Source organism: Streptomyces sp. NPDC030799 (assembly GCF_055572255.1).
In genome coordinates this window covers 620,105-644,518 of record NZ_JBVIDS010000003.1, presented here as the reverse complement: position 1 = coordinate 644,518, position 24,414 = coordinate 620,105, and the positions used below count along the sequence as shown (strand labels likewise).

The following is a 24,414-nucleotide window of genomic DNA, read 5'->3' as shown; positions in this document are numbered from 1 at the left end:
CGAGTTCCGCACAGTTCGGAAGGATTGCCATGACTGAGAACCACGACGCGATCGTCACAGACGCGAAGGCGGAGGGGGCGAGCGGCGGCTGCCCCGTCGCCCATGACCGGGCCCTGCATCCGACCCAGGGCGGCGGCAACCGCCAGTGGTGGCCGGAGCGGCTCAACCTGAAGATCCTGGCCAAGAATCCGCCGGCGGCGAATCCGCTCGGTGAGGAGTTCGACTACGCCGAGGCGTTCAAGAGCCTCGACCTTCCGGCTGTGAAGCGGGACATCGCCGAGGTGCTCACCACCTCGCAGGACTGGTGGCCGGCCGACTTCGGCCACTACGGCCCGCTGATCATCCGCATGGCCTGGCACAGCGCGGGCACATACCGCATCAGCGACGGCCGCGGCGGCGCCGGCGCCGGCCAGCAGCGCTTCGCGCCGCTGAACAGCTGGCCGGACAACGCCAACCTGGACAAGGCCCGCCGCCTGCTGTGGCCGGTGAAGAAGAAGTACGGCCAGAAGATCTCCTGGGCCGACCTGATGATCCTCGCCGGCAACGTGGCCCTGGAGTCCATGGGCTTCGAGACCTTCGGCTTCGGCGGCGGCCGCGCGGACGTCTGGGAGGCGGAGGAGGACGTCTACTGGGGTCCCGAGACCACCTGGCTGGACGACAAGCGTTACACCGGCGACCGCGAGCTGGAGAACCCGCTCGGCGCCGTCCAGATGGGTCTGATCTACGTCAACCCCGAGGGCCCCAACGGCAACCCGGACCCGCTGGCCGCGGCCCGCGACATCCGTGAGACCTTCCGCCGCATGGCGATGAACGACGAGGAGACCGTCGCGCTGATCGCCGGCGGCCACACCTTCGGCAAGACCCACGGCGCCGGACCCGCCGACGCGGTGGGCGCCGACCCCGAGGCCGCCGGCTTCGAGGAGCAGGGCCTCGGCTGGAAGAGCACCTACGGCACCGGCAAGGGCGCGGACGCCATCACCTCCGGTCTGGAAGTGACCTGGACCGCCACGCCGACCCAGTGGGACAACGGCTTCTTCGACATCCTCTTCGGCTACGAGTGGGAGCTGACCGAGTCCCCGGCCGGCGCCAAGCAGTGGGTGGCCAAGGACGCCGAGGCGATCGTCCCCGACCCGCAGGACCCGTCGAAGAAGCGCCTCCCTACGATGCTCACCACCGACCTGTCGCTGCGCTTCGACCCGATCTACGAGCCGATCTCGCGCCGGTTCCACGAGAACCCGCAGGAGTTCGCGGACGCCTTCGCCCGTGCCTGGTACAAGCTCACGCACCGTGACATGGGTCCGAAGGCGCTGTACCTCGGCCCGGAGGTCCCGGCGGAGACGCTGATCTGGCAGGACCCGCTGCCGGCCCGCGAGGGCGAGCTGATCGACGACGCCGACGTCGCGACCCTGAAGACCAAGCTGCTCGACTCGGGCCTGTCCGTGTCCCAGCTGGTCACCACCGCCTGGGCGTCCGCCTCCACCTTCCGCGGCAGCGACAAGCGCGGCGGTGCCAACGGCGCCCGTATCCGCCTCGCCCCGCAGCGGGGCTGGGAGGTCAACGAGCCCGACGAGCTGGCCCAGGTGCTGCGCACCCTCGAGGGCATCCAGCAGGACTTCAACGCCTCCTCCGGCGCCAAGAAGGTCTCCCTGGCCGACCTGATCGTCCTCGGCGGTGTCGCCGCGGTCGAGAAGGCCGCCAAGGAGGGCGGCTTCGAGGTCCGGGTGCCCTTCACGCCGGGCCGGGTGGACGCGAGCGAGGAGCACACCGACGCCGAGTCCTTCGAGGCGCTGGAGCCGACCGCGGACGGCTTCCGCAACTACCTCGGCAAGGGCAACCGCCTGCCGGCCGAGTACCTGCTGATCGACAAGGCGAACCTGCTGACCCTGAGCGCTCCCGAGCTGACGGTGCTCGTCGGCGGCCTGCGCGTCCTGGGCGCCAACCACCAGCAGTCCCAGCTCGGCGTTCTCACCAAGACGCCCGGCGTCCTCACCAACGACTTCTTCGTCAACCTGCTCGACATGGGCACGACCTGGAAGTCCACCTCCGAGGACCAGACCACGTTCGAGGGCCGCGACGCCGTCACGGGCGAGCTGAAGTGGGCCGGCAGCCGCGCCGACCTGGTCTTCGGCTCCAACTCCGAGCTGCGCGCGCTCGCCGAGGTCTACGCGAGCGACGACGCGAAGGAGAAGTTCGTCAAGGACTTCGTCGCCGCGTGGGACAAGGTCATGAACCTGGACCGGTTCGACCTGGTCTGAGCATCGCTCCGAGGGCGTCCGGCCCGACCTGCACAGGTCGGGCCGGACGCCCTTGTCGTTCGCCGGGCGGCAGGGCCTTCCGCCCCCCGACCCTCACGGAATCGTCACAGGTGATCTACAACGGTCACAGCCGATCCACAGCGGAAACCCTGGGTCCCGCGCCTCTGTCTCCCCCGGTGCGTACCGGCAGTGAGCCGGTCGGACACGTGCACCGGAATCGGGGGACCTCATGCATCACCGCAACACCATCCGCCTCGCCGCGTCGGCGACGGCCGTGATCGCTGCCGCACTGTCGCTCACGGCATGCGGGCCGGGAAGCGGCGACGGAACGGCCAGGACGTCCTCCCCGACCCCGGCCTCCGCCACCCCCTCCCACTCCGCCCCGACGGCCGCGAGCCCAGCACCACGGCCACGTCGGCCTCGGGCTCCTCCGGCGGCGGCACGTCGGCCCCTTCCGGTGCCCCGGTCTCTCCCGTGTCCCACACCACGGCCGCCACGGCGCCGCCGTGCACGGTGTCGGCCGTGAATGCGACGGCCTATCAGGCGGCCGACCGTCCGGTCGGCACCGGTACGGGCGCGGCCGTAGTCGAGTTCACCAACGTCTCCGGACATGCGTGCGTCCTGCGGGGCCACCCGACGGTGGCCGGTGCGGGCAACGGTTCCCCCGAGCACAACAGCCCGCTGAAGGTGACCCCCACGGGCACCGCGTCGGCCGTACGCCTGGCACCGGGCGGGAAGGCATGGGTGAAGCTGACCTTCCACCAGGTCCAGGGCGAGGCCGACGGCTACTGCAAGTCCGGCGCGACGCCCGTCGTCTACCCGACGCTCGTGGTCGGCCTGCCCGGCTCCGGCGCACACCAAGTCGCCCTCACCGACGGTGAGTTCGCCGAGTGCGACAATGTCGTCCTCGCGACCGCGGTCACGGCGGCGAAGCCGGCCTGACCGGCACTCCGTCAGCGGGCGGCCCCGGCGCGGACGGCGGCCGGGGCAGGCCCTGTCGGTCGTCACACGTCGCGGTGATGGGCGAGGACCAGCGTCAGACAGACCGCGACGAGCGGCCAGACGGCGTAGGTGATCCATGAACCGGCGATCGTCTGGGGGTAAGGGCCCTGGCCGAAGGGATGGCTTACGGTGACGAGGTTCTCCCAGGCGGTGCGGGGCAGCGCGTGGGAGATGTCGGCGCCGATGCGCCGGCTGTCGCCGAAGACGTCGGGCAGCAGGAGCAGGACCCCGGCGGTGGTCACCAGGGTGGTCGCGCCGTGCCGGATCACCGCGCCGAAACCCATGCCGATGAGCGCGGACACCGGCGCGAGCAGGGCGGAGGCGGTGACGGCCCGCAGCACCCCCGGACAGCCGATCGGCACGTCGATGTGGCGGCCGGACAGGATGCCTTGGCTGACGGCGAACGAGGTCGTCGAGACCAGCGCGCCGAACACCAGCAACACCGCCGTCACCACGGTGACCTTCGCGGCCATCACCTGGCGGCGGGCGGGCACGGCCGAGAAGGTCGTGCGGATCAGCCCCGTGCCGTATTCACCGGCGACGCTGATGGCGCCGATGCTGCCGGCGGTGAGGATGAGGATCATGGCGCAGTTCTGGTTCATGGCGTCGCGCAGGGCCCAGATCGGTACGAACAGGGCCCGGATGCCGGCGTCGTAGAGGGGCCAGTTGCGGTAGTCCGCGACGGCGGCGTTCGCGCTGTTGCCGATGACGGCGAGGGCGGAGAGCGCGAAGGCCCAGCGCATCGAGCGCAGTGACCACATTTTGAGCCATTCGGCCACGAGGAGGTCGAGGAAGCGGGCACGGGGCTCGTCGCCCGGCGGGGCGGGCCGTGCGGACGGTGCGGCTGCGGATGGGGACATGCGGCTCATCGGACTTCTCCGAGTTCTCCTGCTTGTGCTGCGAGGTATGCGACGCGGCCGACGGTGAGTTCCATGAAGGCCTCCTCCAGGGAACTCCCGCGGGTGGCCAGTTCGTGGAGGGTGATGCGGTGGTGGGAGGCGAGCTCGCCGATACGGGCGGCGTCCATGCCGGTCACCGTGAGCGCCTGCCCGCCCTCCGGCCGTACCGAGGCGCCTTCCGCGGTCAGTACGGCGGTCAGGGCGGCGGAGTCGGAGGTGCGGACGGCGACCGACCTGCGGGTGCCGCGGGCGGCGAACGCCACAAGGCTCTCGGAGGCGACCAGCTCACCATGGTCGATCACGACGAGATGGTCGGCGGTGTTCTCTATCTCGCTCATCAGATGGCTGGAGACGAAGACGGTACGGCCCTCGGCGGCCAGCCGCCGGAACAGCCCGCGCACCCACAGCACGCCCTGCGGGTCCAGGCCGTTGAACGGTTCGTCGAACAGCAGCACCGGCGGATCGCCCAGCAGTGCCGCGGCGATGCCGAGCCGCTGCTTCATACCGAGGGAGAACCCGCCGATCCGTCGCCGGGCCGCTCCGGCCAGGCCCACCTCGTCCAGGACTTCCGTCACCCGCTGCCGCGGTATGCCGTTGCTGCGGGCGAGGATCGCCAGGTGCGCCTGTGCGCTGCGCCCGCCGTTGACGTCGCCGGCGTCGAGCAGCGCTCCGACGTGGCGCAGCCCGCGCGCCCGTTCCCGGAAGGGCCGCCCGCCGACCGTGGCGGTTCCGCTGGTGGGAGCGTTCAGCCCCGTGATCACCCGCAGTGTGGTGCTCTTGCCCGAGCCGTTGGGGCCCAGGAATCCGGTGACACGACCGGGACGGACGGTGAAGGTCAGATTGTCCACGGCCACGGTCCGGCCGTAGTGCTTGGTGAGTTCATGGACGTCGATCACCCTGGCAACGCTGCCGCGTCCGGCCTCGGCCGGGAATCGCGCGGACGGTGACACCTGCGCGGACGCGTGTCACCCGTGGTTGTACAACCGCGGCCCGATCCCCGGTGAAGATCACTCGGTTACGATCGGCGCATGTCCACCACACGCGCCTTACTGCTGCTCAAGCGTGTGCCGCCGGGCGTGTGGGCGACCCTGACATGGTGTGTCTGCGCGGCCACGGCGTACACGACCCGCATGTCCGACGGAAACCCGCGTCCGGTCATGCAGTGCTTTCCGCCCGAGGGCATGGACCGCCAGGCAAGGTGTCGGCTGTTCCTGGTCGCGGACCCGGACGGGACGCCGGGGGGCACGTGGTTCCTGGCCGCCGGCTTCGTTCTGGTGCTGACCGGTGGTGTTCTGCTGCACCGCCGTCCGCTGGCGGGTGTCGCCCTGCTGCTCGCGGGTTCCGCGGCCGGGACTGCGGGACTTCACGTGGCCCGGCTGCCGTTCCTTCAGTTCCTGTCGGCCGACGTCGCCTTGTTCTTCGTCGCCGTGACGCGGCCGCGCCGCACCGCGGTGACGGCGACCGCCGTGTCCCTGGGCGTGATGGCCGGCTGCGCCGTCGCGCAGCTGCTGCTCGCCGGCTCCCTCGACTCGACGGGGCCGGCTGTCGCTCTGACGGCCGTGGTGCTCACGGCCGTCATCGCCTGGCTGACCGGCGATGCGCTGCGGCGCAGCCGCGAGTACGCGGAGCGGCTGAGCGCCCAGGCCACGGCATCGGCGGTCATGGCCGAACGGCTGCGGATATCAAGGGAGTTGCACGACGTGGTCGCGCACAGCATCGGCATCATCGCCCTCCAGGCGGGTGCCGCGGGTGAGGTCCTCGACACCCAGCCGGCCCGTGCCCGTGAAGCGCTGAAGGTCATCGAGACCAGCGGCCGGGAGACCCTGTCGGGTCTGCGCCGGATGGTCGGCGCGCTCCGCCAGGCCCAGCCGCGACCGGGCGTGGACGCCGCGTCCGCGGAACCCGCGCCGCTTGACCCCGTGCCCGGTCTGGCCGGCCTCGACCGGTTGGCCGAGGTGACGACCGCCGCCGGTGTCCGCGTCGCCGTGCGGCGGCACGGGCAGCCGCGGCCGCTCCCCCAGGAGATCGACCTGTCGGCCTTCCGTATCGTCCAGGAAGCGGTCACCAACGTGGTACGGCACGCGCGCACCGACTCCTGCCAGGTGACCGTCGACCACCGGGACGACGCGTTGGTCATCGACGTCCTCGACGACGGCCGCGGCCGTGGCGCCGACGGGGCCACCGGGTACGGACTGGTGGGAATGCGCGAGCGGGTCGGTCTGCTGCACGGCGAACTGTCCGCGGGCCCTCGCCCCGAAGGCGGATTCCGGGTGACGGCCCGGCTGCCCCTGCCCCAGGAGGCCCGATGAGCGTCCGCGTCCTCCTCGCCGACGACCAGCCGCTGGTACGCGCCGCCCTGGAGATGTCCATGGCCAACGCAGCCGACCTCGAAGTCGTCGGGGAGGCGGGCACCGGCGCCGAAGCGGTCCGGCTGACCGGGGAACTGCGGCCCGACGTCGTCGTCATGGACATCCGCATGCCCGGCATGGACGGCATCGAGGCCACCCGGATCATCACCTCGGGCCCCGGAACCGCGAGGGTCGTCGTGCTGACCACCTTCGACGACGACGAATACGTCTACGGCGCCCTGCGCGCCGGCGCCTCCGGCTTCCTCGTCAAGGACATGGCCGTGCCCGACATACTCGCCGCCGTCCGTGTCGTCGCCGCCGGCGACGCCCTGATCGCCCCGAGCGTCACCCGCCGCCTCATCGAGGAGTTCGCCCGGCGCCCCGGCCCCGCCCGGCCCCACCGCGACCTGGCCGGCATCACCCCGCGCGACCGTGAAGTCCTCACTCGCATCGGGCAGGGCATGTCCAACACCGAGATCGCCGCAGACCTGTTCATCAGCGTCGCCACCGTCAAGACCTATGTGACCCGGCTGCTCAGCAAACTCGACGCCCGCGACCGCGTCCAGTTGGTGATCACCGCCTACGAGACGGGCCTGGTGGCACCCTCCCGATGAGCCGCCCACGGCCCCGACGGGCATACCGCCGCCGGCCGGGTCCGCGCCCTCCGCATCAGCGAGGCCACGACCGATGTGCGGCCCGCCGCGTGGGCGCGCGCCACCACATCGCACCGGCAACCGCCCGGCCACTCACACCTGCACGGCGCTGACGCGCACGTGCCCTTCACCGACGCAGCACCTCGAACGCCTCCCGCCCCGCACCCCCGATCGCAAGGTCGACATCCGCCGCAAGCCCCGCGCAGCGGTCCGCGCGCGTCAGCGCGGCCACCGCCACCCGGTCTCCCGGCTCCGCCTCGACCACACCGATCTCGTGCCGCAGATGCAGAAACGTGCCCGTCTTCCCGCTCCACCGCAACGTGTCCGTCCGCAACTCGCTCGCCAGCCGGTGCGTGAAGACCTGCAGGCCCATCAGCCGCCGCAACTCCGCCGTCGCCCCGGGAACGGATATCCCATCGCACCACACCCGCTGCAACAGCCCCACCAACGCTGCGGCCGATCCCGCGTTCGCGTACGCAGGATCCAGGGTCTGGATGGTGTGCCGATCGGCCCGCTCGTCCCGCACGGCCAGCTCCAGCGCGAGGGAGAAATCGTTCCCCGCCGCGCCGGCGGCACACTCGTACATGTGATTCATCCGGTGCCGCATCCGGATGTCCGCGCACCCCCAGTCACGCAGCCGCGCGTCCACGTCCGCGACCGGCACAAGATCGAGCAGGGTGTCCGCCGCCGCATTGTCGCTCACCGACAGCATCTGCAGGAGCAGGTCGCCGACCGCCACGGTCGCCGGGTACCGGAACGCCGCGAGCCCGGTGGGACCCACGCTGCTGTGTGCCGGGTCGACCGTCACCGAGTGTGCCGGGTCGAGGTTCCCGTCCGCGATCCGGTCCAGTACGACGAGGGCGAGCGGCACCTTCACCACCGATGCGAGCGGCACCATCTCCTCGACGTCGAAGCCGAGTTGCTCGCCCGTGTCGAGGTTCCGGGCGAGGAACGAGCCGCGCACACCGAGGGCGGCCCAGTCCGCGGCGATCGCCTCGGCGACGTCCAGGAGCACGCCGTGGTCGCCGACGTACACAGGGTGGTGCACCGGTGCCGCGCTCATCCGCGTGCCGCCAGCCGCGCGGGGGCGTGCTCGGCACCGGGGCCCGGGGCGCCGGGCCCGGAGGCGACGGCTCCCACGGCGGATGCCAGCAGCGGCGTCAGCCAGTCCGGCACGCCTGCCGCGCCGGCCCGGTCCGGGGCGGCGCTCACGTCGTACCCGCGGTGCAGTGACCGGTCGGCCAGCGGGGCCCAATGTGCCCCGTGCTGCCGGGCGAACGGTTCGGCGCACAGCAGCAGCGCCCGCCCGGCCAGGGTCTCGGCGAGCGCGGTGGCCGCGGACCCGGCCGGCCGGAACCGGCCCGGGGGCAGCCCGGCCCGGGCGGCGGCACGGTCCAGACGGTCCTCGCAAGCGGGCACATGATCCTCCGGCAGCGTCAGCACCGGAAGCGGCGCATGAGGTTCGGCGGTACGGCGACGGCGGGGCCGCAACTCCTCCAGGTGGACCGAGCGCAGGGGACTGTCGTACGCCGGGAACCGCTCGCTGTCCGCTGCCTCGGGCGCCGACGCAAGGCCCAGCGGCACCCGGAACACGCCCCGCTCCGGAGGAACCCGCACGAGCGCGTAGCCGAGGGAGCCGTCGGCCAGCCCGGAAACCCTTTCCCGCGGCGGCAGTTCACGCATGCCGAGGGTGATTCCGCGCTCGGCCCCGGCGCGGATCGCGCGTGCCAGCGCCGCCGGTGCGCAGTGCGCGGGCACGCCGACGGCGCGCATCCGCGTCCGCGCGGCCGCACCGGCGACCTGCCGCAGCCGCTGGGCCCGCTCCAGCACGTCCCGTGCGTACGGCAGCAGCAGCACTCCCAGTTCCGTGGTCGTGATCTGCCGCCGCGAACGGTCGAACAGCAGGCCGCCGAAGTGCTCCTCCAGCGTCTTGATACGGCGACTGAGCAGCGGCTGGGCGATACCGAGCCGGTCGGCCGCCCGGGAGAAGCCCGCCTCGTCGGCCGTCGCGACGTACGCCTCCAGGTGCGCAAGGAGATCCATCCTGCACTCATATCAATAAGGCATGTTCTGTTCAAAGTTCCCTCTTGGACATGAGAGGAGTCCGCCTGTTTCGCTGGTCCCGTCGAAGATCCACGACTCCGATCACGGACGACCCAGGAGGACTGTGCCCATGACCGGCTCGCACTGCCCCAGCTCCCAAGGCCCCGGCCCCCACCCCATGGCCCGCCGCGGTCTGTTCCGGGCGGGCCTCGCGCTCACCACCGTGGCCGTCGCGGCCGGCGCGTTCTCCGCGCCCGCCGCCTCGGCGACCGCCGACAGCGAACGACACGGCACGGAAGCCGAGTTGACCGAGCTGGAGCAGCGGCACGGTGCCCGGCTCGGCGTGTACGCACGCAACATCCGCACCGGCCGGACCGTGGCACACCGGGCGGGGGAGCGGTTCGCGATGTGTTCGACGTTCAAGGCGTTCGCCGCGGCGGCGGTGCTGCGCGACCACGGCGGCTGCGCGCCACTGGAGAAGGTGATCCACTATCCGCCGCACGACATCCTGCCCAACTCGCCGCGCACCCAGGAGCATGTCGACACCGGAATGACGGTGGCGGACCTGTGCGCGGCGGCGATCCAGTACAGCGACAACGCGGCCGGCAACCTGCTGCTGCGCGAGATCGGCGGACCTGCCGGGCTCACCCGCTTCTTCCGCTCGCTCGGCGACGGGGTGAGCCGGCTCGACCGGTGGGAGACGGACCTGGGCAGTGCGATCCCCGGGGACCCGCGCGACACCACGACCCCGCAGGCCCTCGGCCGCAGCTTCGCAAGGCTCACCCTGGGCCGGGCACTCGCCCGCACCGACCGGGAGCGGCTCGTCGACTGGCTGAAGGGCAACACGACCAGCGCCGCGCGGTTCCGCGCCGGACTGCCGCGCGACTGGGTTCTGGCGGACAAGACCGGCACCGGCGACTACGGGACCGCCAACGACATCGGCGTGGCCTGGACGACCCGGGGGACGCCGCTCCTGCTGACCGTGCTGTCGGCCAAGAACACCCGGGACGCACCGGCCGACGACACGCTCGTCGCGGAGGCGGCGCGGATCGTGGCCGGCGTCCTGGCACCGGGCGAGTAGCGGCCCCGCGTCATTCCGCTGTTCAACTGTCTGGATATGAGGTGACCGGCAGCACGGTTTCCCAGTACCGCCAGTAATATGATCCCCTTATTCCGGGTGTACCAGTCAGTCAACTTTGGCGCTGTCCCAGGACGCGCCCGGCCCGGAGAAGTCCATGTCTTCTGTCAACGACGCGTTGGAGAACGCGCGCTTCACCTACGAGCAGCACATGCGCACGTGCCGTCAGTGCCATGCCGACCGCGCGGCCTGCGCCGTGGCCAAGCATCTCCTGCGGATCTACAACCTCGCCCGCAGGGACCACATGCGCGCGGGAGGGCAGCACACGGCGTCCGGCTGACGGCAGCGGGCCGCCAACGGCTCACCGGGCTTTTCGGCCGGTGCGATCCGGGAACCCGGTCGGCTGTCCTGTCCGCCCGAGACATAGGAGGCACCGTGACGGACCAGCACGGTGACCGGCCGGACCCGGTCACCCAGCACGCCCGCCCGGACTTCCCCTCACAGGACCAGCCCCATCCGGGCTGGACCGGCCCGATGGACCCGCCGCCCGACCACGGCGAGGAGTCCTACCGGGGCGTGGGCCGGCTGGACGGCCGTAAGACCGTGATCACGGGAGGGGATTCCGGCATCGGCCGGGCGGTGGCCCTCGCCTTCGCCCGTGAGGGCGCCGACGTGCTGTTCACCCATCTCGCCGAGGAGGAGGACGAGGCCCGCGAGACGTCCCGGCTGGTGGAGGAGGCCGGACGCAAGGCGGTCGCCGTCTCCTGCGACATCCGCGAGGAGGACAACTGCCGAGCGCTGATCGAGCGGGCGGTCGACGAGTTCGGCCGCATCGACGTGCTCGTGAACAACGCCGCCTACCAGATGTCCCAGCCGGACGGCATCGAGGCGATCAGCACCGAGCAGTTCGACCGGGTCATGCGGACCAACCTGTACGGCATGTTCTGGCTCACGAAGTTCGCACTGCCGCACATCCCGGCCGGCGGCTGTGTCATCAACTCGACGTCCGTCCAGGCGTACAAACCCAGCCCGCACCTGCTGGACTACGCGATGACCAAGGGCGCGATCGTCACCTTCACGCAGGGGCTCGCACAGATGGTCGCCGAGCGCGGCATCCGGGTCAACGCGGTCGCACCGGGTCCGGTGTGGACGCCGCTGATCCCGTCGACCATGCCGGACACCAAGGAGTTCGGCAAGCAGTCCCCGCTCGGCCGCCCGGCGCAGCCCGCCGAACTGGCCCCCGCCTACGTCTACTTGGCGTCACCCCAGGCGAGCTACATCACCGCCGAGATCCTCAACGCGACCGGCGGTACACCGCTGCCCTGAGCTCACGCCTCGCCGTACAGCGCCGCCGCGTTGGGCCGGGGCGCAGGCGCGTGCCGTGCCGCGGGACCTTTCGCGAACGTCCGCAGGAGGTTCTCCGTGGTGCGGGTGACGAAGGCGCGGGTACGGGCGTCCATGCCGTGGTCCCGCCCGAACACGCCCGTCCCGGCCACCAGGCCCTCCACCCAGCGCATGGTGCCGGTCGCGAACACGCCCGCGCCGCCGGCCGCCGTGTAGTACGCCGAGTCGCTGTGGCTGGGCCGGCCGCCGCAGACCAGCGGGGAGTGCGCGGTGACCTCCAGGGGCCCCGGGGTGGGGGTGCCGGGGGTGACCCGGTCGTACTCGACGCCGACGAGATGGGCGAAGGAGTCGCCGGAGCGTACTCCGGTGCCGTCGTACAGCCAGTGATCGGCGGCCTGGACGACATAGGGCGCGTCGACGGGATACCCCTCGTAGAGCACGCCGGTCAGCGAGGACTCGGGATCCGCGGCGGGCGGGAGCCGGTAGTCGGTCGTCACCAGGGCCGGCTGCGAGCCGTAGCAGGGGTCGGCGCGGTAGTCGGTCTTGTAGCAGACCACCGTACGGTCGTCCGCGGCCTGTCCGGCCTCCAGCCGGACCCGGCGGAAGCAGGTGTTCGCGCCGAGGAAGGCGATGTTCGTGCCGGCGTCGCGGGCAGCGGTCACATGGGCCCGCTGCTGTGGCGTCCAGTACTCGTCGTGCCCCAGGCAGACCACGGCGTGCGCACCCTGCAGCACCCCCGGGTCCCGGTGGACGTCGACGCCCGTGCTGTAGGCGAGCGGGATGCCCAGGCGTTCGGCCAGCACCACCAGCGCCCACTCGTACACCAGGAACTTCTCGGCCCCGCCGCCGTCGTAGGGGCGGTCGAAACTCACCGCGAGGGAGCGGGTGGCGTACGCCCCGGAGGTGCCGGCATAGAGGCTGCTGCCGCCCCAGCGGTTGTACGCCTGCCAGGTCGCCGGGGCGTGCACCAGGACCGTGCGGCCCGCGCCCTCGGCGGAGCGGACGATCAGCGGCACGTACCGCTGGTGGCCGGTGTCCGCCTCCAGCCGCAGCAGGTAGGCGCCCTCCGGCCAGCCGGAGGTGTGCACGGGCAGCGTCCTCGGCCAGTCGGCGCGCACGGTACGCGTCGCGGGCAGCACGCGCGGGGCCGGCCGGGCGCGGCCGGGTATGCGCTCCGACGCCCAGACCCGGCGGGCCTGCCGGCCGCCGTACCAGCCGACCCGGAACGCGGAGACACGGAAGGACGCGGCGGTCGTCGACACGTGCAGCCCGCACGTCTCGCCCGGTGCGACGCTCACCCGGTCCGTGTAGCCGGCCACGGCATCCGGCGGCCCGGTCGGCCCCAGCCGCCAGTCGGCGGTGCCCGGCGCGTCCTGCTCCGCCTCGGGCCGCAGCCGCCGCCCGCCCCGGCCGGTCGTGTCGTGCGGACGCGGCGGCGCAGCCGTGCACGCGGCGGCCGTGCCGAGGCCCAGACCGGCGCCCAGGGCGAGAAAACGCCGGCGGCCGAGGCCGTCGGACGGGGCCGTTTCGTGTCCCGGAGCCACATGACCTCCCGAAGGCGTGCCCGTTCCAGCGTTCCGGCGCCTGCCCGCGCCCCGCAACCCCACGACGGGCCGGAAGGGCGGCGGTGGCGGGGCCGCTTCCGGGGCGGCGAGGCACCGCGGCCGCGGCCGTCCGGGTGACGGGGTCAGGTACGGAACCCGATGTGCACGTGGTCGTGGTGCGTCGGATCGCTGAAGAACCGACCGGCTGCGCCGCCCGGCAGCAGGGGACCGCCCACGTTGTACGACCCTGCGGCCGCCGCGTCCCGCATGAACCGCTCGATCAGACCGCGAGGCGTCGCCGGGTCGACGACCGCGTGACCGTCGATCCGCCATACGTCGAAGGCACGGCCGCGCGGATGGTCGCTGGGCCGGCCGGTGCCGAACACGTTCAGCGGATGCCCGGAGCGCACGACGCTCACCTCCAGCCGGTACCCCCGCGCCAGCGCGCGCATCGCCCGGGCCACACTGGTGTGCACCTGACCGCTGCGCAGGTCCGCCGCGGCCGCGGGCGGCAGCACGATCCGGTCGTCGGACAGCACACCCCTCACCTCCGGTGCGAGCGACCGTGCGGCCGGTCCGGGGTGCGCCGGATGCAGGGCGTCGGCCGTCCAGCCGTGCCCCGACCGGGACAGGCGTACGTCGACGGTCGTCCCGCCGGCGCCCACCGTGCCACCACGCCGGGTCCACTGCCGGCACACCACCAGCACGCTGGCCGACCGGGACAGGATCCCGCCGTACTGCGCGTCCACGACCTGCAGCGCCGCCTGGTCGGCCGTCGGCAGCAGCGGCCCGGCCTGCCCCACGAGGTCCCCCGGCAGCCCGAGCGCCGCGACCCGCGCGCGTGCCGCCGGGACTCCGCCGTGCCCGTCGCCCCACGCCCCGATCGCCTCCACCAGCTGCACGGCACGCAGCTTCGCCGCAGGCTGGACCTCGGCGGACCCGGGCCGCCAGGGCGTGGTGCGGGGCAGACCGGGAGAGGGCGACGCCGGGGAGGAGGACGGCGGCCTGGTCGGGGACGCGGACCCCTGGGGCGGGCGCTCGGCCGGAGCGCTGCTGCTGGAGCAACCCGCCACGCCGAGCGCGACACCGGCCAGGGCACCGAGCACGGCACGCCGGCCGGGCGGGGGAGCGCCGGGCGCACACGCATGGGTCATACGGCCCAGTGTCCGGCGCGCGATCCGCGTTCGGCGACCGCGAGCACCGAACGCACCGCCGACCGCGCGCGACCGCGCCCCCGAGGCCGTCCGGGGGCGCGGTCACCTGTGGTGGTACGGGCTCAGACGGTGCCGTGCTGCCTGCGGCGCAGCGTCAGGTACGTGCCGGTCGCACCCGCGGCCAGCAGCGCGCCCACGCCGAGGCCGACCGGCAGGACCGGGAAGCCGGAGGCGTCGGTCGATGCGGCCGTGTTCTGCATCGCCGGACCCGGGGTGATGCTGGTGAGGACCGGGGCGATGTGCCGGACCGGGCCGACGTGCCGCACGGAGCCGTCGGAGTTCAGCAGCACCTGCTTGTTGTTCGGGTGCCGGAAGTCGAACATGCCCGCCAGCGAGCCGGCCGTGGCGTCGAAGGAGTGGTCCCCGATCCGGCCGGTGCTCCAGTTGTCCTCGATGAACCGGGTGATGGACGCCTGGTTCGTCAGGGCGTGGTCGACCTTGTTCACCTTGCTGTACGGCGAGATGACGAGCAGCGGCTGGCGGGTGCCGGGGCCGCAGCGGTCCGCGTAACCGCCGGCCGCCTTCGGGCCCTTCTGGCAGGCCGGGCTGTCGGTGGCCTTGCCGTTGGAGCCGAGCGAGGTGTCCGTCGAACCGTTCCTCGGAGCGACGTAGGCGTGGTCGTACCAGCCGTCGGAGTCGTCGTAGGCGACCACGACCGCGGTGGACTTCCACTGCGGCGAGCTCTGGATCGCGTTGATCTGCTGTACCAGGAAGTGCTGTTCGTCGACCGGGTCGGAGTAGCCGGCGTGGCCGTCCTGGTACGCACCGGCCTTGACGAAGCTGACGGCCGGCAGCTTGCCCGCCTTCAGCGCGGCGGAGAAGTCGGTCAGGTCGTAGTTGTGGTTGGCCTGGCCGTTGTGGCCGATCTCCGAGACGCTCTTCGGCGGCAGGTGGTGCGGGTTCGCCGTCGACTTGTAGTACGCGAACGGGTTGTGGTGCGGGCTGTAGTCGACCACGGACGCGCCGCCCAGGTTGGTGTGCGTGGTGTCGCACTTGGCGTACGAGCCGGATGTGCCGTTCCACGCGGTCGAGGGACGGAAGCCGCCCTGGAACCAGCCCCAGGTCACCTTCCTGGCGTTGAGGAGGTCACCGATGTTCTTGCCCTGCATCGACGCCAGCGCGTTGCTGCTGGTGTGGTCCTTGCCGGAGCAGTCGTCCCAGGCCGGGTCGGGGTCGTTGATCATCGTGCCGACCCCCTTGGCGTCGGGCGACTGGACCGCGTACGGGTCCGGCTTCGCCGTCTGCTTGCCGGTGACCGGGTCGACGGAGATGACACCGTGCGTGTTGCCGGAGACGAGGTTCAGGGCGCCGGGCGTGGACGGGCCGTAGTTCGAGCTGTAGGAGCGGTCGCTCAGGGAGTAGTGCTGGGCGTAGTTCCACAGTGCGGTGACGGTGTTGCCGTCGTAGTAGTCCATCGCCAGGCCGGGTTCGCCGAACAGGCCACCGCTGCACTTGTCGACCTCGGTGTTCTGCACGAACTGGTCGGCCCTGCCGCCGTTGTAGGCGTACTGCTCGGGGCCGTAGGAATGGTTCTGGTCGCAGGTCATCGCCTGGGACGGGGACAGCCGCTTGGGCGCGTACTGGTTCGGGTTGTGCTTGAGCAGTCCGGCGTGCGCGAGGGTGTCGATGTTCTTCGGGGTGTTCTTCGCCGGGTGGAACTTCGTGCCGTCGGTGTTGGCGGCCTTCGGATACGTGGCGAAGTAGTGGTCGAAGGAGATGTTCTCGTCGAAGAGCACGACGACGTGCTTGATCGGTGTTGCGGTCGAGACCTGGCTTGCGGACACGGCCGCCCAGCCGGGCGCATTGCTGCCGAGCGCGGTGAGCGCGGCGGCTCCCGCGAGCGCGCCCAGAGTGCGCAGCGCGGCTCGTGTTCCTCTGCTGGCCATGGTGGACTTCCCCTCCGGACTTAACGTTTCTGCGTCGTACGGGCACGGATGCTGCGCCCGTTGCGGGGCGCGTCGGCTGAGCCATGATGACCTGTGGGTGAACACCGAGTCAGGGATGTTGGGGCAAAACTTGACTGTGTGTTGACCCGGTCGGCCGCCGAGTTGTCCGGACAGGTTCAGCCCAACAGCGCACGCCCGTACCAGTCCGAGGCGTCCCGTACCCCGGGCAGCGCGAAGAAGTAGCCGCCGCCGAAGGGGCTGATGTAGTCCGTCAGCGGCTCGCCCGCCAGCCGGTGCTGCACGGTCTCGAACTGCCGCTTCAGGTCCTGCTGGTAGCAGGAGAAGAGCAGGCCCATGTCGAGGTTGCCGTTGGCGTCCATGCCCCGGTCGTAGTTGTAGGCGCGGCGCAGCGGGCGTTGGCCGGCGGTGCCGGGCGTGCGCGGATTGGCCAGGCGTATGTGCGCGTCCAGCGGGATGACGTCACCCTTGGGGTCGTCGGCGTACTTCGGCGTGTCGTGCTCGTGGTCGCCGTCCAGCGGCGCACCGGAGGAGCGGGAGCGGCCGAACATCCGCTCCTGCTCGCTGAGCGAGACCCGGTCCCAGAACTCCACCAGCATCCGGATCAGCCGTACGACCTGGTAGCTGCCGCCGACCGCCCAGTCCGGCTCGCCCACGCCCTTGCCCACCCACACCAGCTGGTCCATCTCGCGGGCGCTCGACGCATCCGGGTTGGCGGTGCCGTCCTTGAAGCCCATCAGGTTGCGTGGGGTGCCCGACGGCCGGGGCGGGCTGGAGAAGCCGTCCAGCCGCCAGCGGACCTGCATCCCGCCCCGGGTGTGCCGGGCGATGTCGCGCAGCGCGTGCAGGGTGATGTCCGGCTCGTCGGCGTGCAGTTGGAGGCTGAGGTCGCCGTGGCACCAGTCGGTCTGCAGGTCGTCGTCGGGGAAGGCGGGCATGGCGGTCAGCCGCCGGGGCCTGCGAGCGGCCAGCCCGAACCGGTCGTCGAAGAGCGAGGCGCCGACGCCGACAGTGACGGCCAGTTGACCGGAGGGCAGCGGGTCGCTGAGGACGCCCGAGTCGGCGGGCGGAGCGGTGATGCCAGCCGGGGAGGGCGTCCCGCCCGAGGTGAGGAAACGGGCCCGGTCGGTGAGCGTGCGCAGCAGGTCGGTGAGTTCCGCCCGGCTCCCGGCGGTCACGTCGAGGGAGGCGAACACGCAGGTCCGGCGCGGGGCCGCGAGGATCGACGCCTGGTGGACGCCGTGGAAGGGAGCGGTCGCGGGGCCGGTGCCGGCCGTGCTGACCGGGGCGGCTGCGCTGGTGGCGAGGCCGGCCCCGGCGACGGCGGCGCCGCGCAGGAAGCGGCGCCGGCCGAGGCCGTCGGATCGTCCGGCATCCCTCACCCGGTCGCTCGGACGGCCGTTCATACGGTCCTCCGCGGGTCGCACAGGGTGGCCACCGACGCCAGCCGCTCCACCAGGTCACCGAGGACCGCGTCGATCTGTTCCCGCCGGGCGCGGCTCAGACCGCCGAGCGGGGTCCAGCGGTCGCCGTGCCGGGAGCCGTCCAGAGCGTGCCGGGCTCGCTCCAGGTCCTGGTCGAGCCCCGGCAGACCGGCGTACCGGCTGGTGAGCAGCGGGCGCAGCCGGGACAGCACCTCGCGTGTGCCGTCGAGGTTGGCGCGGGCGGTGGCGAGGTTGCTGCCGCTGCCGTAGTCGGTGCGGCCGGTCAGCTCGAACTGCACGGTGTTCTCCAGGATCTCGTGCGCGCGCAGACCCAGCTGGGCGGGGTCCATACGGGTCTGCGACCAGCTGTCCCGCAGCCCGGTCAGCGCCTTCACCAGCGCCGCCGCCGGGGCGCGCAGCCCGGCGGCCGACTCACCGTGCCACAGCCCGTACTCGACGCGGTGGAACCCGGCGAAGTCCTTGTCGTGCACCCCGCCGGGCAGGCCCGCGTCGGTGCCGTTGATCTCTGTGTCCGCGTCCCCGAAGGCGTCGTACGCCGCCCCCAGCCGCTCGTACTGCAGATGCGCAGGCAGCCACGCCGACCGGGCGGCGGCGAGATCGCCCCGCTCGATCGCGTCCCTGAGCCTCGTGGTGAGCCGTACGGTGTCGTCGAGGCCGCCGCCGACCCACTTCTGGTAGGCGAGGGCGGGCGGGATCAGGTCGTGCTGCGTGACCGGTGCGGCGCCCGGACCGCGCTGCCCGGCGGTGATGCGCACGCTGGGCCCGGTGACGGCGTCGGCGTCGTCGGGCACGCACTTGAAGGCGTACGTCCCCTTGCCCAGCCGGACGGTCAACTGCCGTGTGGTACCGGGGCCGATGCCCTCCACCTCGCCGTACACGACCTGGCTGCCCGGGTCCTCCAGGTACACCTCGGCAGCGCCGTCGGAGGAGTTGTGCAGGTCGAAGGTCCGCACCCCGGGCTCGGGCCGGGTCCAGCCCCGGCCGCAGCGGCTCTCCGACACGTCGATGACGATGTGCCCCGACGCGGCACCGCCGGCCCGGCCGTGCCGCGACCCGCCTGGCGAGACCGCCGACAGCGCGCCCGCGAGGGCCACGGCGAGGACGACGAACACGGCGGGGGCCGTCCGGAGCCGGACGGACCGCGTGCCGAGGCGAGGCAACGGCATGGCGAGCCTTTCCGGGACGACGTACGCAGCGGCCTCATGGTAGACACCGTCCGGATCCGAACAGCTGTCCCCAGACGTCGATGGCCGAAAATTTCCCCGGGGTTCACCGCTGCACGGCTCCTGCAGGAGCGATGCACCGCGGCCCGTTCAGCGGACCGGGAAACCGAAGGAGTAGCCCTGCTGCTTCAGCCACGGCAGCAGGGTGCGCAGCGCGGCCACGGTCTGCGAGCGGTCGCCGCCCGCGTCGTGGAAGAGGATCGTCGGCCCGTTGGACAGCTCGCGCTGGACGGTGGCGACGATGGCCTGGGCACCCGGCCGCTCGAAGTCCTTGGAGTCCACGTTCCACCCCAGCGGCCGCATGCCGTGCGAGGCCGCCAGCTGCCGGCTGTACGGGGTGAAGGCACCCCCCGGAGCCCGGTAGTACATCGGCCGGACGCCGCCGGACGCCTTGGTGATCTGCCGCTCGGCCTCCAGGACCTGCTGCGACTGGTAGGCCTCGGACTTCTTGTCCATCGTCGTGTCGTGGGACACCGTGTGGTCGCACAGCCGGTGCCCCGCCGCCACCACCTGCCGGACCAGCTCCGGATGCGCCTGGGCCTGCGGGCCGACCATGCAGAACGTCGCCTTCACACCGTTGGCGCGCAGCAGTTGCAGCACCTGCGGGGTCCATCTCGGGTCCGGACCGTCGTCGATGGTGATGTTGACCGCGTGCGCGCCCCCGTCCGAGGCATGGGCGATGTCGGCGGACACGGCCGCCGCCTTGGGCGCGGTGTGCCCGGACGAGACACCCGGCCGCGGCGCGCCGCCGCCCGGCTGTCCGGCCTGCGCGGTCCACACCGATGCGGCCGCCGCCACCGCCGTGACCCCGAGCGCCGCCGCGATCACCCGGCCGTGCCATCCCCGTCCGCCATGCCGCGCCATGCCCCGCCCCGTTCCGTCCCGAATCCCTGTGTGGTTGTGCACCTGGTCTCTGTGCACCTGTCAGGACGGCCGGGGTTGAGCACGGGATCCGGCTGTTACAGATCACGGACAATTCCGGGGCGTTTCCGCAACAGAACACTCCGTTCCGTGGCCCGAGCGGGCTCAAGGGGAGGACTGCGGGCGCAAAGGGGTACCCCGTGTCTACGACCACCGCAGTACTACGGCCCAGGTCCGAGGGACGAGGTGATCCGGATGCCGTCACCAGCAGCGCGGTCGGACGACACGGCCGGCGGGCCGCCACGGCCCGAGGCACTGACGAGGATCATGCTCAGGCCGGTGGCCAGCAGCCTCCCCCTCGGCTTCTTCGCCTTCGGCACCGGAAGCATTCTGCTCACCGCCGCGCAGTTGTCGTGGGTGCCGCTGGCCCAGAGCCGGCCGCTGATGCTGCTGATTCTGGTGTTCGTGGTGCCCCTGCAGATGCTCTCCGGGATCTTCGCGTTCCTCGCCCGCGACAGCGGCGCCGCCTGTGGCCTGTCCGTGCTGGGCTGCGCCTGGGCGGGCAGTGCGCTGGTCACCCTGTCGGAGCCGCCGGGCCGGCTCAGCCCCGGGCTGGCCGTGTTCCTGCTGAGCATCGCCCCGCTCATGCTCCTGCTCAGTGCCGCCGCGGTCCCCGGCAAGCCGCTGTTCTCCGTGCTGCTGCTGATCGGAGCCTGCCGTTTCGTTCTGACCGGCATCCACCAGGCCGGCGGAGCGGCCGTGCTGCGCACCGCCGCCGGCTGGACCGGCGTGGCCCTCGCGGCCTTCGCCCTGTACGGCGGCTTCGCCCTCCTGTTGGAGGACACGGCGCAGCGCACCGTCCTCCCGCTGGGCCGGCGGGGCCGCGCCCGTACGTCCCTGCAGGGCGACCTCGGCCACCAGCTGGACCAGGCGGAACGGGAGGCCGGCGTACGGCGGCAGCTGTGAGCGGGAGTCCCGCGCCCACCTCATGGCCGACTTGACGGTTGGCTGGTGGGGGGCGTTCGTCCACCGGGCCTGGTCCGACGGCGAAGTGGTGATCGGCCCAACCGGCTCCAGGCAGCCGGGTGTTGAACGGGATGCGGCCGGCGGCGGGCGGTGGAAAAAGGAGGCGCGGGGCCGGGGTGGCTGTGGCAGGGTGGCGGGCTGTGAGAACCGCGGCGGGCCGGCCGGCTCGGCAGGGGTGCGGTCTCTTCTGTCAGGAGCATTCGATGACGACACCGCCGGCACGGCTCCTTCCGCTGCTGGACCAGTTCGACTTCGCCTGCGAGCGGCTGCTGCACCGCCTGGCCGGGCCCGTCATGGACAGCGGCGACGGCGCGGAGACCAGGGTCGAGCCGCTGACCGACGACGAGTACTTCTGGCAACCCGTCCCGGGCTGCTGGACGGTCAGACGACGCACGGACGGGCCCGGACCGCGGGCGGCCTTCCTGGCCGGCGCCGGCCCATGGGGTCGCGATGCCGCGCCGTACCCGCACCCCTGGCCACCGCCCGTCACCACCCTCGCATGGCGGCTGAGCCACCTCTCCGAGATGCTGTCCCTGCGCGCCGACCACACCGCCGGCAGCCGCTCGGCGACCCGGGAGAACCATCCCGTCAGCGGGGACGCCGCCGACGCGATCGCGGCCTTCGAGACCGGTGCCGCCGACTGGCGGCGGGCACTGCTGGGCGCCGACGACGCGGCGCTGGACACGGTCGGGTACTGCGCCTACCCCTACGGCAGCGACCCGGAGGAACCCTTCCTCGACATCGTCTGGTGGGTCAACCAGGAAGTGCTGCACCACGGAGCCGAGATCGCCCTGCTCCGCGATCTGTACCGAGCGGGCCGTCCGTCCTGACGGCCACGGCCGGCTCACTCCCCGCCCAGTGCCGCCCGTACGATCGCCGCGGCCGCCGTGCCCGCGGCCCGTACCGGTTCGGTGCTGCGCGCGGCCCGGCCCAGCATGAAGGCGCCCTCCAGCAGGGCGATGACCGAGCTTGCCGTCTCCCGGGCGGCGGGCCCGGGGATCCCGCCCTGGGCGTAGTACGCGGCCAGGTGCTCGATCCAGCTGTCGAACACCTCCGAAGTGGCCTGCCGTAGCGTCTCGTTGGTGCTCGCGACCTCCATCGCGACCGTCGCGATGGGGCACGGGTCGGCGAAGTCCAGCTCGGCGAGCGTACCGGCCGCGGCGGCGAAGGCGCCGGCGGTGGCCGCGACCCGGTCCTCGTACGGCGTCATCAGCGCGGTGATGAGCCCCAGGTAGACGGCGCCCGAGGTGCGGATCACCTCCTCGCCCAGCTGGGCCTTGCCGCCGGGGAAGAAGTGGTAGATCGAGCCGAAGGGCGCACCGGCGGTCTCGGCGATCTGCTTCATCCCCGTGCCGGTGTAGCCCGAGCGCCGGAACAGCTCGGTGCCGGCGTTCAGGATCCGCTGCCGGGTCTCGTGGGTGCTGATCGCCTTGCTGTCGCTCATGGGGTGGCACCTCCGGGGCAGCCGCTGTTGCCAAAGGACGGTCGGCGTCTATTCTGTCACTAGAACGATCTATCAAGAGTCGGGGACGGTCGTGGCAGCGGCCGGACGGGGCGGAGGCACGGGCATGCCGGAGATCGAGCTGAGCGCGGGCACCATCGACTACCAGGACACCGGAGGCGACGGCCCCGCCGTGCTCCTCGTCCACGGCCTCGGCTTCGACGACTCGGTCTGGGCCGACGTCGTCCCCGCCCTGCGCCCCGACTTCCGCGTCCTGGTCCCCGTGCTGCCCCTCGGCAGCCACCGGCGCCCGATGCGGCCGGACGCGGACCTGTCCGCGCACGGCATCGCCCGCCTGCTCGCCGAGTTCATGGACCGCCTGGACCTGCGGGACGTCACCCTCGTCCAGAACGACACCGGAACGGCCCAACTCCTCGTCGGCGTACGCGACGAGCGCATCGCCCGGCTCGTACTGACCTCCTGCGAGGCCCTGGACAACTACCCGCCCGGCATCCAGGGCCGGATCCTGTACGCGGCCGGCAAGGTGCCCGGGGGTCTCTTCCTCCTCCTGCAGTCCTTCCGTTTCCCCGCCCTGGCCCGCATGCAGACCTCACTGGGCGGCATGGCGAAGAGGCGGCTGCCGAAGGACCTCATCGCCCGCTGGTACGGCCCGCTCCTGAAAAGCCGTCACATCCGCCGGGACTTCGGCAAGTTCTGCCGTACGACGCGGAAGGACTGCTACCTGGAAGCGGCCCGGAACCTCCCGGGGTTCACCCGCCCGGCGCTGGTCGCCTGGGGCGCCGAGGACCGCATGATGCCGCCCGCCACGGGCCGCCGACTGGCCGGGCTGCTGCCGAACGCCCGCTATGTGGAGATCCCCGACGCCCGCACCCTGGTCCAGTTGGACAATCCGGCCGTCCTCACGGAGGAGATCCGCCGTTTCGTCAAGGACCACCCTCTGCCCGGGGAGGGGTGACACGGTCGCCGGCGGCGGCGGGCCCCGTCCCCGCCGGCCAGGACGTCATCCTTCGAGTGAGACGTACAGTCGGGTGCCGCCGGGCCGGAAGCCGACCCTCTCGTAGACGCGGCGGGAGCCCTCGCCGGAGTACTCCAGCCACACCGACCGCGCTCCGTGGCCGAACATCGTCTCGGCCAGGGCCGAGGTGACCGCGGCGGCGATGCCGCGGCCCCGGTATGCGGGAAGGGTGCCCACGCCGGCCAGTTCTGCGGTGCCCTCTGCGGGCGCCGAGCACAGGGCGCCGCCGGCGCAGCCGCCGTCGGGCGTACGGACGAACCGGACGGCTCCGCCGCCCTCCGCGGTGCGCCGCAACCGCGCCGCGCCTTCCGGGGAGGGCTCCCACTCACCGCCGAAGGCTTCGGCGAGCGCGATGTCGAGCTCGGTGTAGTCGGCCTCCGTGGCCGGGGCCTCCACATGGACCGGGCCCGCCGGGCCGTGTCCGAAGCGGGGCACGGCCAGCGTGGCCGGAGTGCAGACCAGGTACTCGTGCACCGCCTCCGTACCGAAACCGGCCCGGCGCAGCGCGGGTTCGACGGCGGGTGCGGCGTCCGGGGCGAACTCCAGGCGGGGCCGCAGCCCGCGCTCGCGGAACGCGGCGATCAGATCGGCGACGTCCCGGTCGGTGGGCTCGGCGCCGGGGCAGGGCGTGGCGTAGTTGATGTACGGACTGGTCGTCGAGGGATCGAACCCCACGACGAAACCGCCGACTTCACGCGCCGCCGGGCGGCGCAGGAGATGGGCGACGGCAAAGCGCTGGACATCGGTGCGCATGGTGAAGACCTCACGGTGAAGGCGGCCACGGGCTGTTGTGAGCCGGGCGCGGCCGGGCATGGGGGAACGGCCTCTGCGAGGAGGCGGGCGGTGTGCTGGACACCGCGTCGTCGGACCGCCGTGAGGGAATGCGGGAGATACCGGGAGAACGCTGCCGCGGGGCAGACGGCTCAGTATCGGCGGCGGCCGCTGATGGACGCCGGAACCATGGACTTCAGTCCTTCGTGAAAAGTCGTCGGATGTGCTGTCGAACAGGAAGGATCTTGCCACGGCACGGGCGGACATGACAACTGCCTCCCGGGCCAACGGGCAACGTACGGAGACGACATGAAGATCCGCGCCCGC

The 24,414-nt window shown here is 72.3% G+C and carries 22 protein-coding genes; 10 read left to right on the top strand and 12 right to left on the bottom strand.

What is annotated here, in order from left to right:
• Positions 1 to 29 precede the first annotated feature (29 nt).
• A complete protein-coding gene (gene katG, locus ACZ41I_RS10420) occupies positions 30 to 2,255 on the top strand; it encodes a catalase/peroxidase HPI (RefSeq protein WP_468322010.1) in 2,226 nt (741 codons plus the stop codon).
• A gap of 522 nt (positions 2,256 to 2,777) precedes the next feature.
• Positions 2,778 to 3,197, top strand: a complete 420-nt coding sequence (locus ACZ41I_RS10415) for a DUF4232 domain-containing protein (RefSeq protein ID WP_468513801.1) — start codon at positions 2,778 to 2,780, stop codon at positions 3,195 to 3,197.
• A gap of 62 nt (positions 3,198 to 3,259) precedes the next feature.
• Here the strand turns inward: ACZ41I_RS10415 and ACZ41I_RS10410 are convergent, their stop codons facing one another.
• A complete protein-coding gene (locus ACZ41I_RS10410) occupies positions 3,260 to 4,117 on the bottom strand; it encodes an ABC transporter permease (RefSeq protein WP_363220510.1) in 858 nt (285 codons plus the stop codon).
• A gap of 5 nt (positions 4,118 to 4,122) precedes the next feature.
• Positions 4,123 to 5,052 (bottom strand): ABC transporter ATP-binding protein, encoded by a 930-nt coding sequence (locus tag ACZ41I_RS10405; protein WP_468513800.1) that lies wholly within the window; start codon positions 5,050 to 5,052, stop codon positions 4,123 to 4,125.
• A 132-nt stretch (positions 5,053 to 5,184) separates the two neighbouring features.
• On the opposite strand from ACZ41I_RS10405, the gene ACZ41I_RS10400 reads away from it, so the two are divergent.
• Both ACZ41I_RS10400 and ACZ41I_RS10395 read left to right on the top strand, forming a co-directional pair.
• On the top strand, positions 5,185 to 6,465 hold the full coding sequence (locus ACZ41I_RS10400) for a sensor histidine kinase (RefSeq protein WP_468513799.1): 1,281 nt from the start codon (positions 5,185 to 5,187) through the stop codon (positions 6,463 to 6,465).
• Positions 6,462 to 7,118, top strand: a complete 657-nt coding sequence (locus ACZ41I_RS10395; RefSeq protein ID WP_363220507.1) for a response regulator transcription factor — start codon at positions 6,462 to 6,464, stop codon at positions 7,116 to 7,118. Before ACZ41I_RS10400 ends, ACZ41I_RS10395 begins: the two co-directional genes overlap by 4 nt.
• A gap of 166 nt (positions 7,119 to 7,284) precedes the next feature.
• Here ACZ41I_RS10395 and ACZ41I_RS10390 read toward each other — a convergent pair whose 3' ends face one another.
• Positions 7,285 to 8,205: a serine hydrolase gene (locus tag ACZ41I_RS10390; RefSeq protein WP_468513798.1), complete on the bottom strand. Its 921-nt coding sequence runs from the start codon at positions 8,203 to 8,205 to the stop codon at positions 7,285 to 7,287.
• An 11-nt stretch (positions 8,206 to 8,216) separates the two neighbouring features.
• Positions 8,217 to 9,200 (bottom strand): LysR family transcriptional regulator, encoded by a 984-nt coding sequence (locus tag ACZ41I_RS10385; protein ID WP_468513797.1) that lies wholly within the window; start codon positions 9,198 to 9,200, stop codon positions 8,217 to 8,219.
• A gap of 130 nt (positions 9,201 to 9,330) precedes the next feature.
• Between ACZ41I_RS10385 and bla the strand changes: the two genes are divergently transcribed.
• The 3 genes from bla to ACZ41I_RS10370 all read left to right on the top strand — a co-directional run bounded on the left by bla (position 9,331) and on the right by ACZ41I_RS10370 (position 11,604).
• Complete coding sequence (gene bla / locus ACZ41I_RS10380; protein WP_468513796.1) at positions 9,331 to 10,281, top strand: class A beta-lactamase; 951 nt, start codon at positions 9,331 to 9,333, stop codon at positions 10,279 to 10,281.
• Between the two features lie 154 nt (positions 10,282 to 10,435).
• Entirely contained in the window at positions 10,436 to 10,618 is a 183-nt protein-coding gene (locus ACZ41I_RS10375; RefSeq protein WP_363220707.1) for a hypothetical protein, read from the top strand.
• A gap of 95 nt (positions 10,619 to 10,713) precedes the next feature.
• Positions 10,714 to 11,604, top strand: a complete 891-nt coding sequence (locus ACZ41I_RS10370; protein ID WP_363220706.1) for an SDR family oxidoreductase — start codon at positions 10,714 to 10,716, stop codon at positions 11,602 to 11,604.
• A gap of 2 nt (positions 11,605 to 11,606) precedes the next feature.
• Here the strand turns inward: ACZ41I_RS10370 and ACZ41I_RS10365 are convergent, their stop codons facing one another.
• The 6 genes from ACZ41I_RS10365 to ACZ41I_RS10340 form a co-directional block, all read right to left on the bottom strand.
• Entirely contained in the window at positions 11,607 to 13,166 is a 1,560-nt protein-coding gene (locus ACZ41I_RS10365) for a N,N-dimethylformamidase beta subunit family domain-containing protein (RefSeq protein WP_468513795.1), read from the bottom strand.
• Positions 13,167 to 13,309: 143 nt separating this feature from the next.
• Positions 13,310 to 14,320, bottom strand: coding sequence for a hypothetical protein (locus tag ACZ41I_RS10360; RefSeq protein WP_468513794.1), 1,011 nt, complete (start codon positions 14,318 to 14,320; stop codon positions 13,310 to 13,312).
• Between the two features lie 122 nt (positions 14,321 to 14,442).
• On the bottom strand, positions 14,443 to 16,266 hold the full coding sequence (locus tag ACZ41I_RS10355; protein WP_468513793.1) for a phospholipase C: 1,824 nt from the start codon (positions 16,264 to 16,266) through the stop codon (positions 14,443 to 14,445).
• A gap of 176 nt (positions 16,267 to 16,442) precedes the next feature.
• Positions 16,443 to 17,690, bottom strand: coding sequence for an iron uptake transporter deferrochelatase/peroxidase subunit (efeB, locus tag ACZ41I_RS10350; protein ID WP_468513792.1), 1,248 nt, complete (start codon positions 17,688 to 17,690; stop codon positions 16,443 to 16,445).
• Positions 17,687 to 18,895 (bottom strand): EfeM/EfeO family lipoprotein, encoded by a 1,209-nt coding sequence (locus ACZ41I_RS10345; protein ID WP_468513791.1) that lies wholly within the window; start codon positions 18,893 to 18,895, stop codon positions 17,687 to 17,689. The genes efeB and ACZ41I_RS10345 overlap by 4 nt, the downstream gene beginning before the upstream one ends.
• A 147-nt stretch (positions 18,896 to 19,042) precedes the next feature.
• Positions 19,043 to 19,816: a polysaccharide deacetylase family protein gene (locus ACZ41I_RS10340; protein ID WP_399769636.1), complete on the bottom strand. Its 774-nt coding sequence runs from the start codon at positions 19,814 to 19,816 to the stop codon at positions 19,043 to 19,045.
• Between the two features lie 252 nt (positions 19,817 to 20,068).
• Here ACZ41I_RS10340 and ACZ41I_RS10335 point away from each other — a divergent pair, with 252 nt between their 5' ends.
• Both ACZ41I_RS10335 and ACZ41I_RS10330 read left to right on the top strand, forming a co-directional pair.
• Positions 20,069 to 20,779, top strand: a complete 711-nt coding sequence (locus ACZ41I_RS10335; protein ID WP_468321985.1) for a GPR1/FUN34/YaaH family transporter — start codon at positions 20,069 to 20,071, stop codon at positions 20,777 to 20,779.
• Positions 20,780 to 21,042: 263 nt separating this feature from the next.
• Positions 21,043 to 21,669 (top strand): DinB family protein, encoded by a 627-nt coding sequence (locus tag ACZ41I_RS10330; protein WP_468321981.1) that lies wholly within the window; start codon positions 21,043 to 21,045, stop codon positions 21,667 to 21,669.
• A 14-nt stretch (positions 21,670 to 21,683) separates the two neighbouring features.
• On the opposite strand, the gene ACZ41I_RS10325 is transcribed toward ACZ41I_RS10330, so the two are convergent.
• Positions 21,684 to 22,283, bottom strand: coding sequence for a TetR/AcrR family transcriptional regulator (locus tag ACZ41I_RS10325; protein ID WP_468513790.1), 600 nt, complete (start codon positions 22,281 to 22,283; stop codon positions 21,684 to 21,686).
• Between the two features lie 124 nt (positions 22,284 to 22,407).
• On the opposite strand from ACZ41I_RS10325, the gene ACZ41I_RS10320 reads away from it, so the two are divergent.
• On the top strand, positions 22,408 to 23,256 hold the full coding sequence (locus tag ACZ41I_RS10320; RefSeq protein ID WP_468513789.1) for an alpha/beta fold hydrolase: 849 nt from the start codon (positions 22,408 to 22,410) through the stop codon (positions 23,254 to 23,256).
• Positions 23,257 to 23,301: 45 nt separating this feature from the next.
• Here ACZ41I_RS10320 and ACZ41I_RS10315 read toward each other — a convergent pair whose 3' ends face one another.
• Positions 23,302 to 24,069: a GNAT family N-acetyltransferase gene (locus ACZ41I_RS10315; protein ID WP_468513788.1), complete on the bottom strand. Its 768-nt coding sequence runs from the start codon at positions 24,067 to 24,069 to the stop codon at positions 23,302 to 23,304.
• Between the last annotated feature and the right edge of the window lie 345 nt (positions 24,070 to 24,414).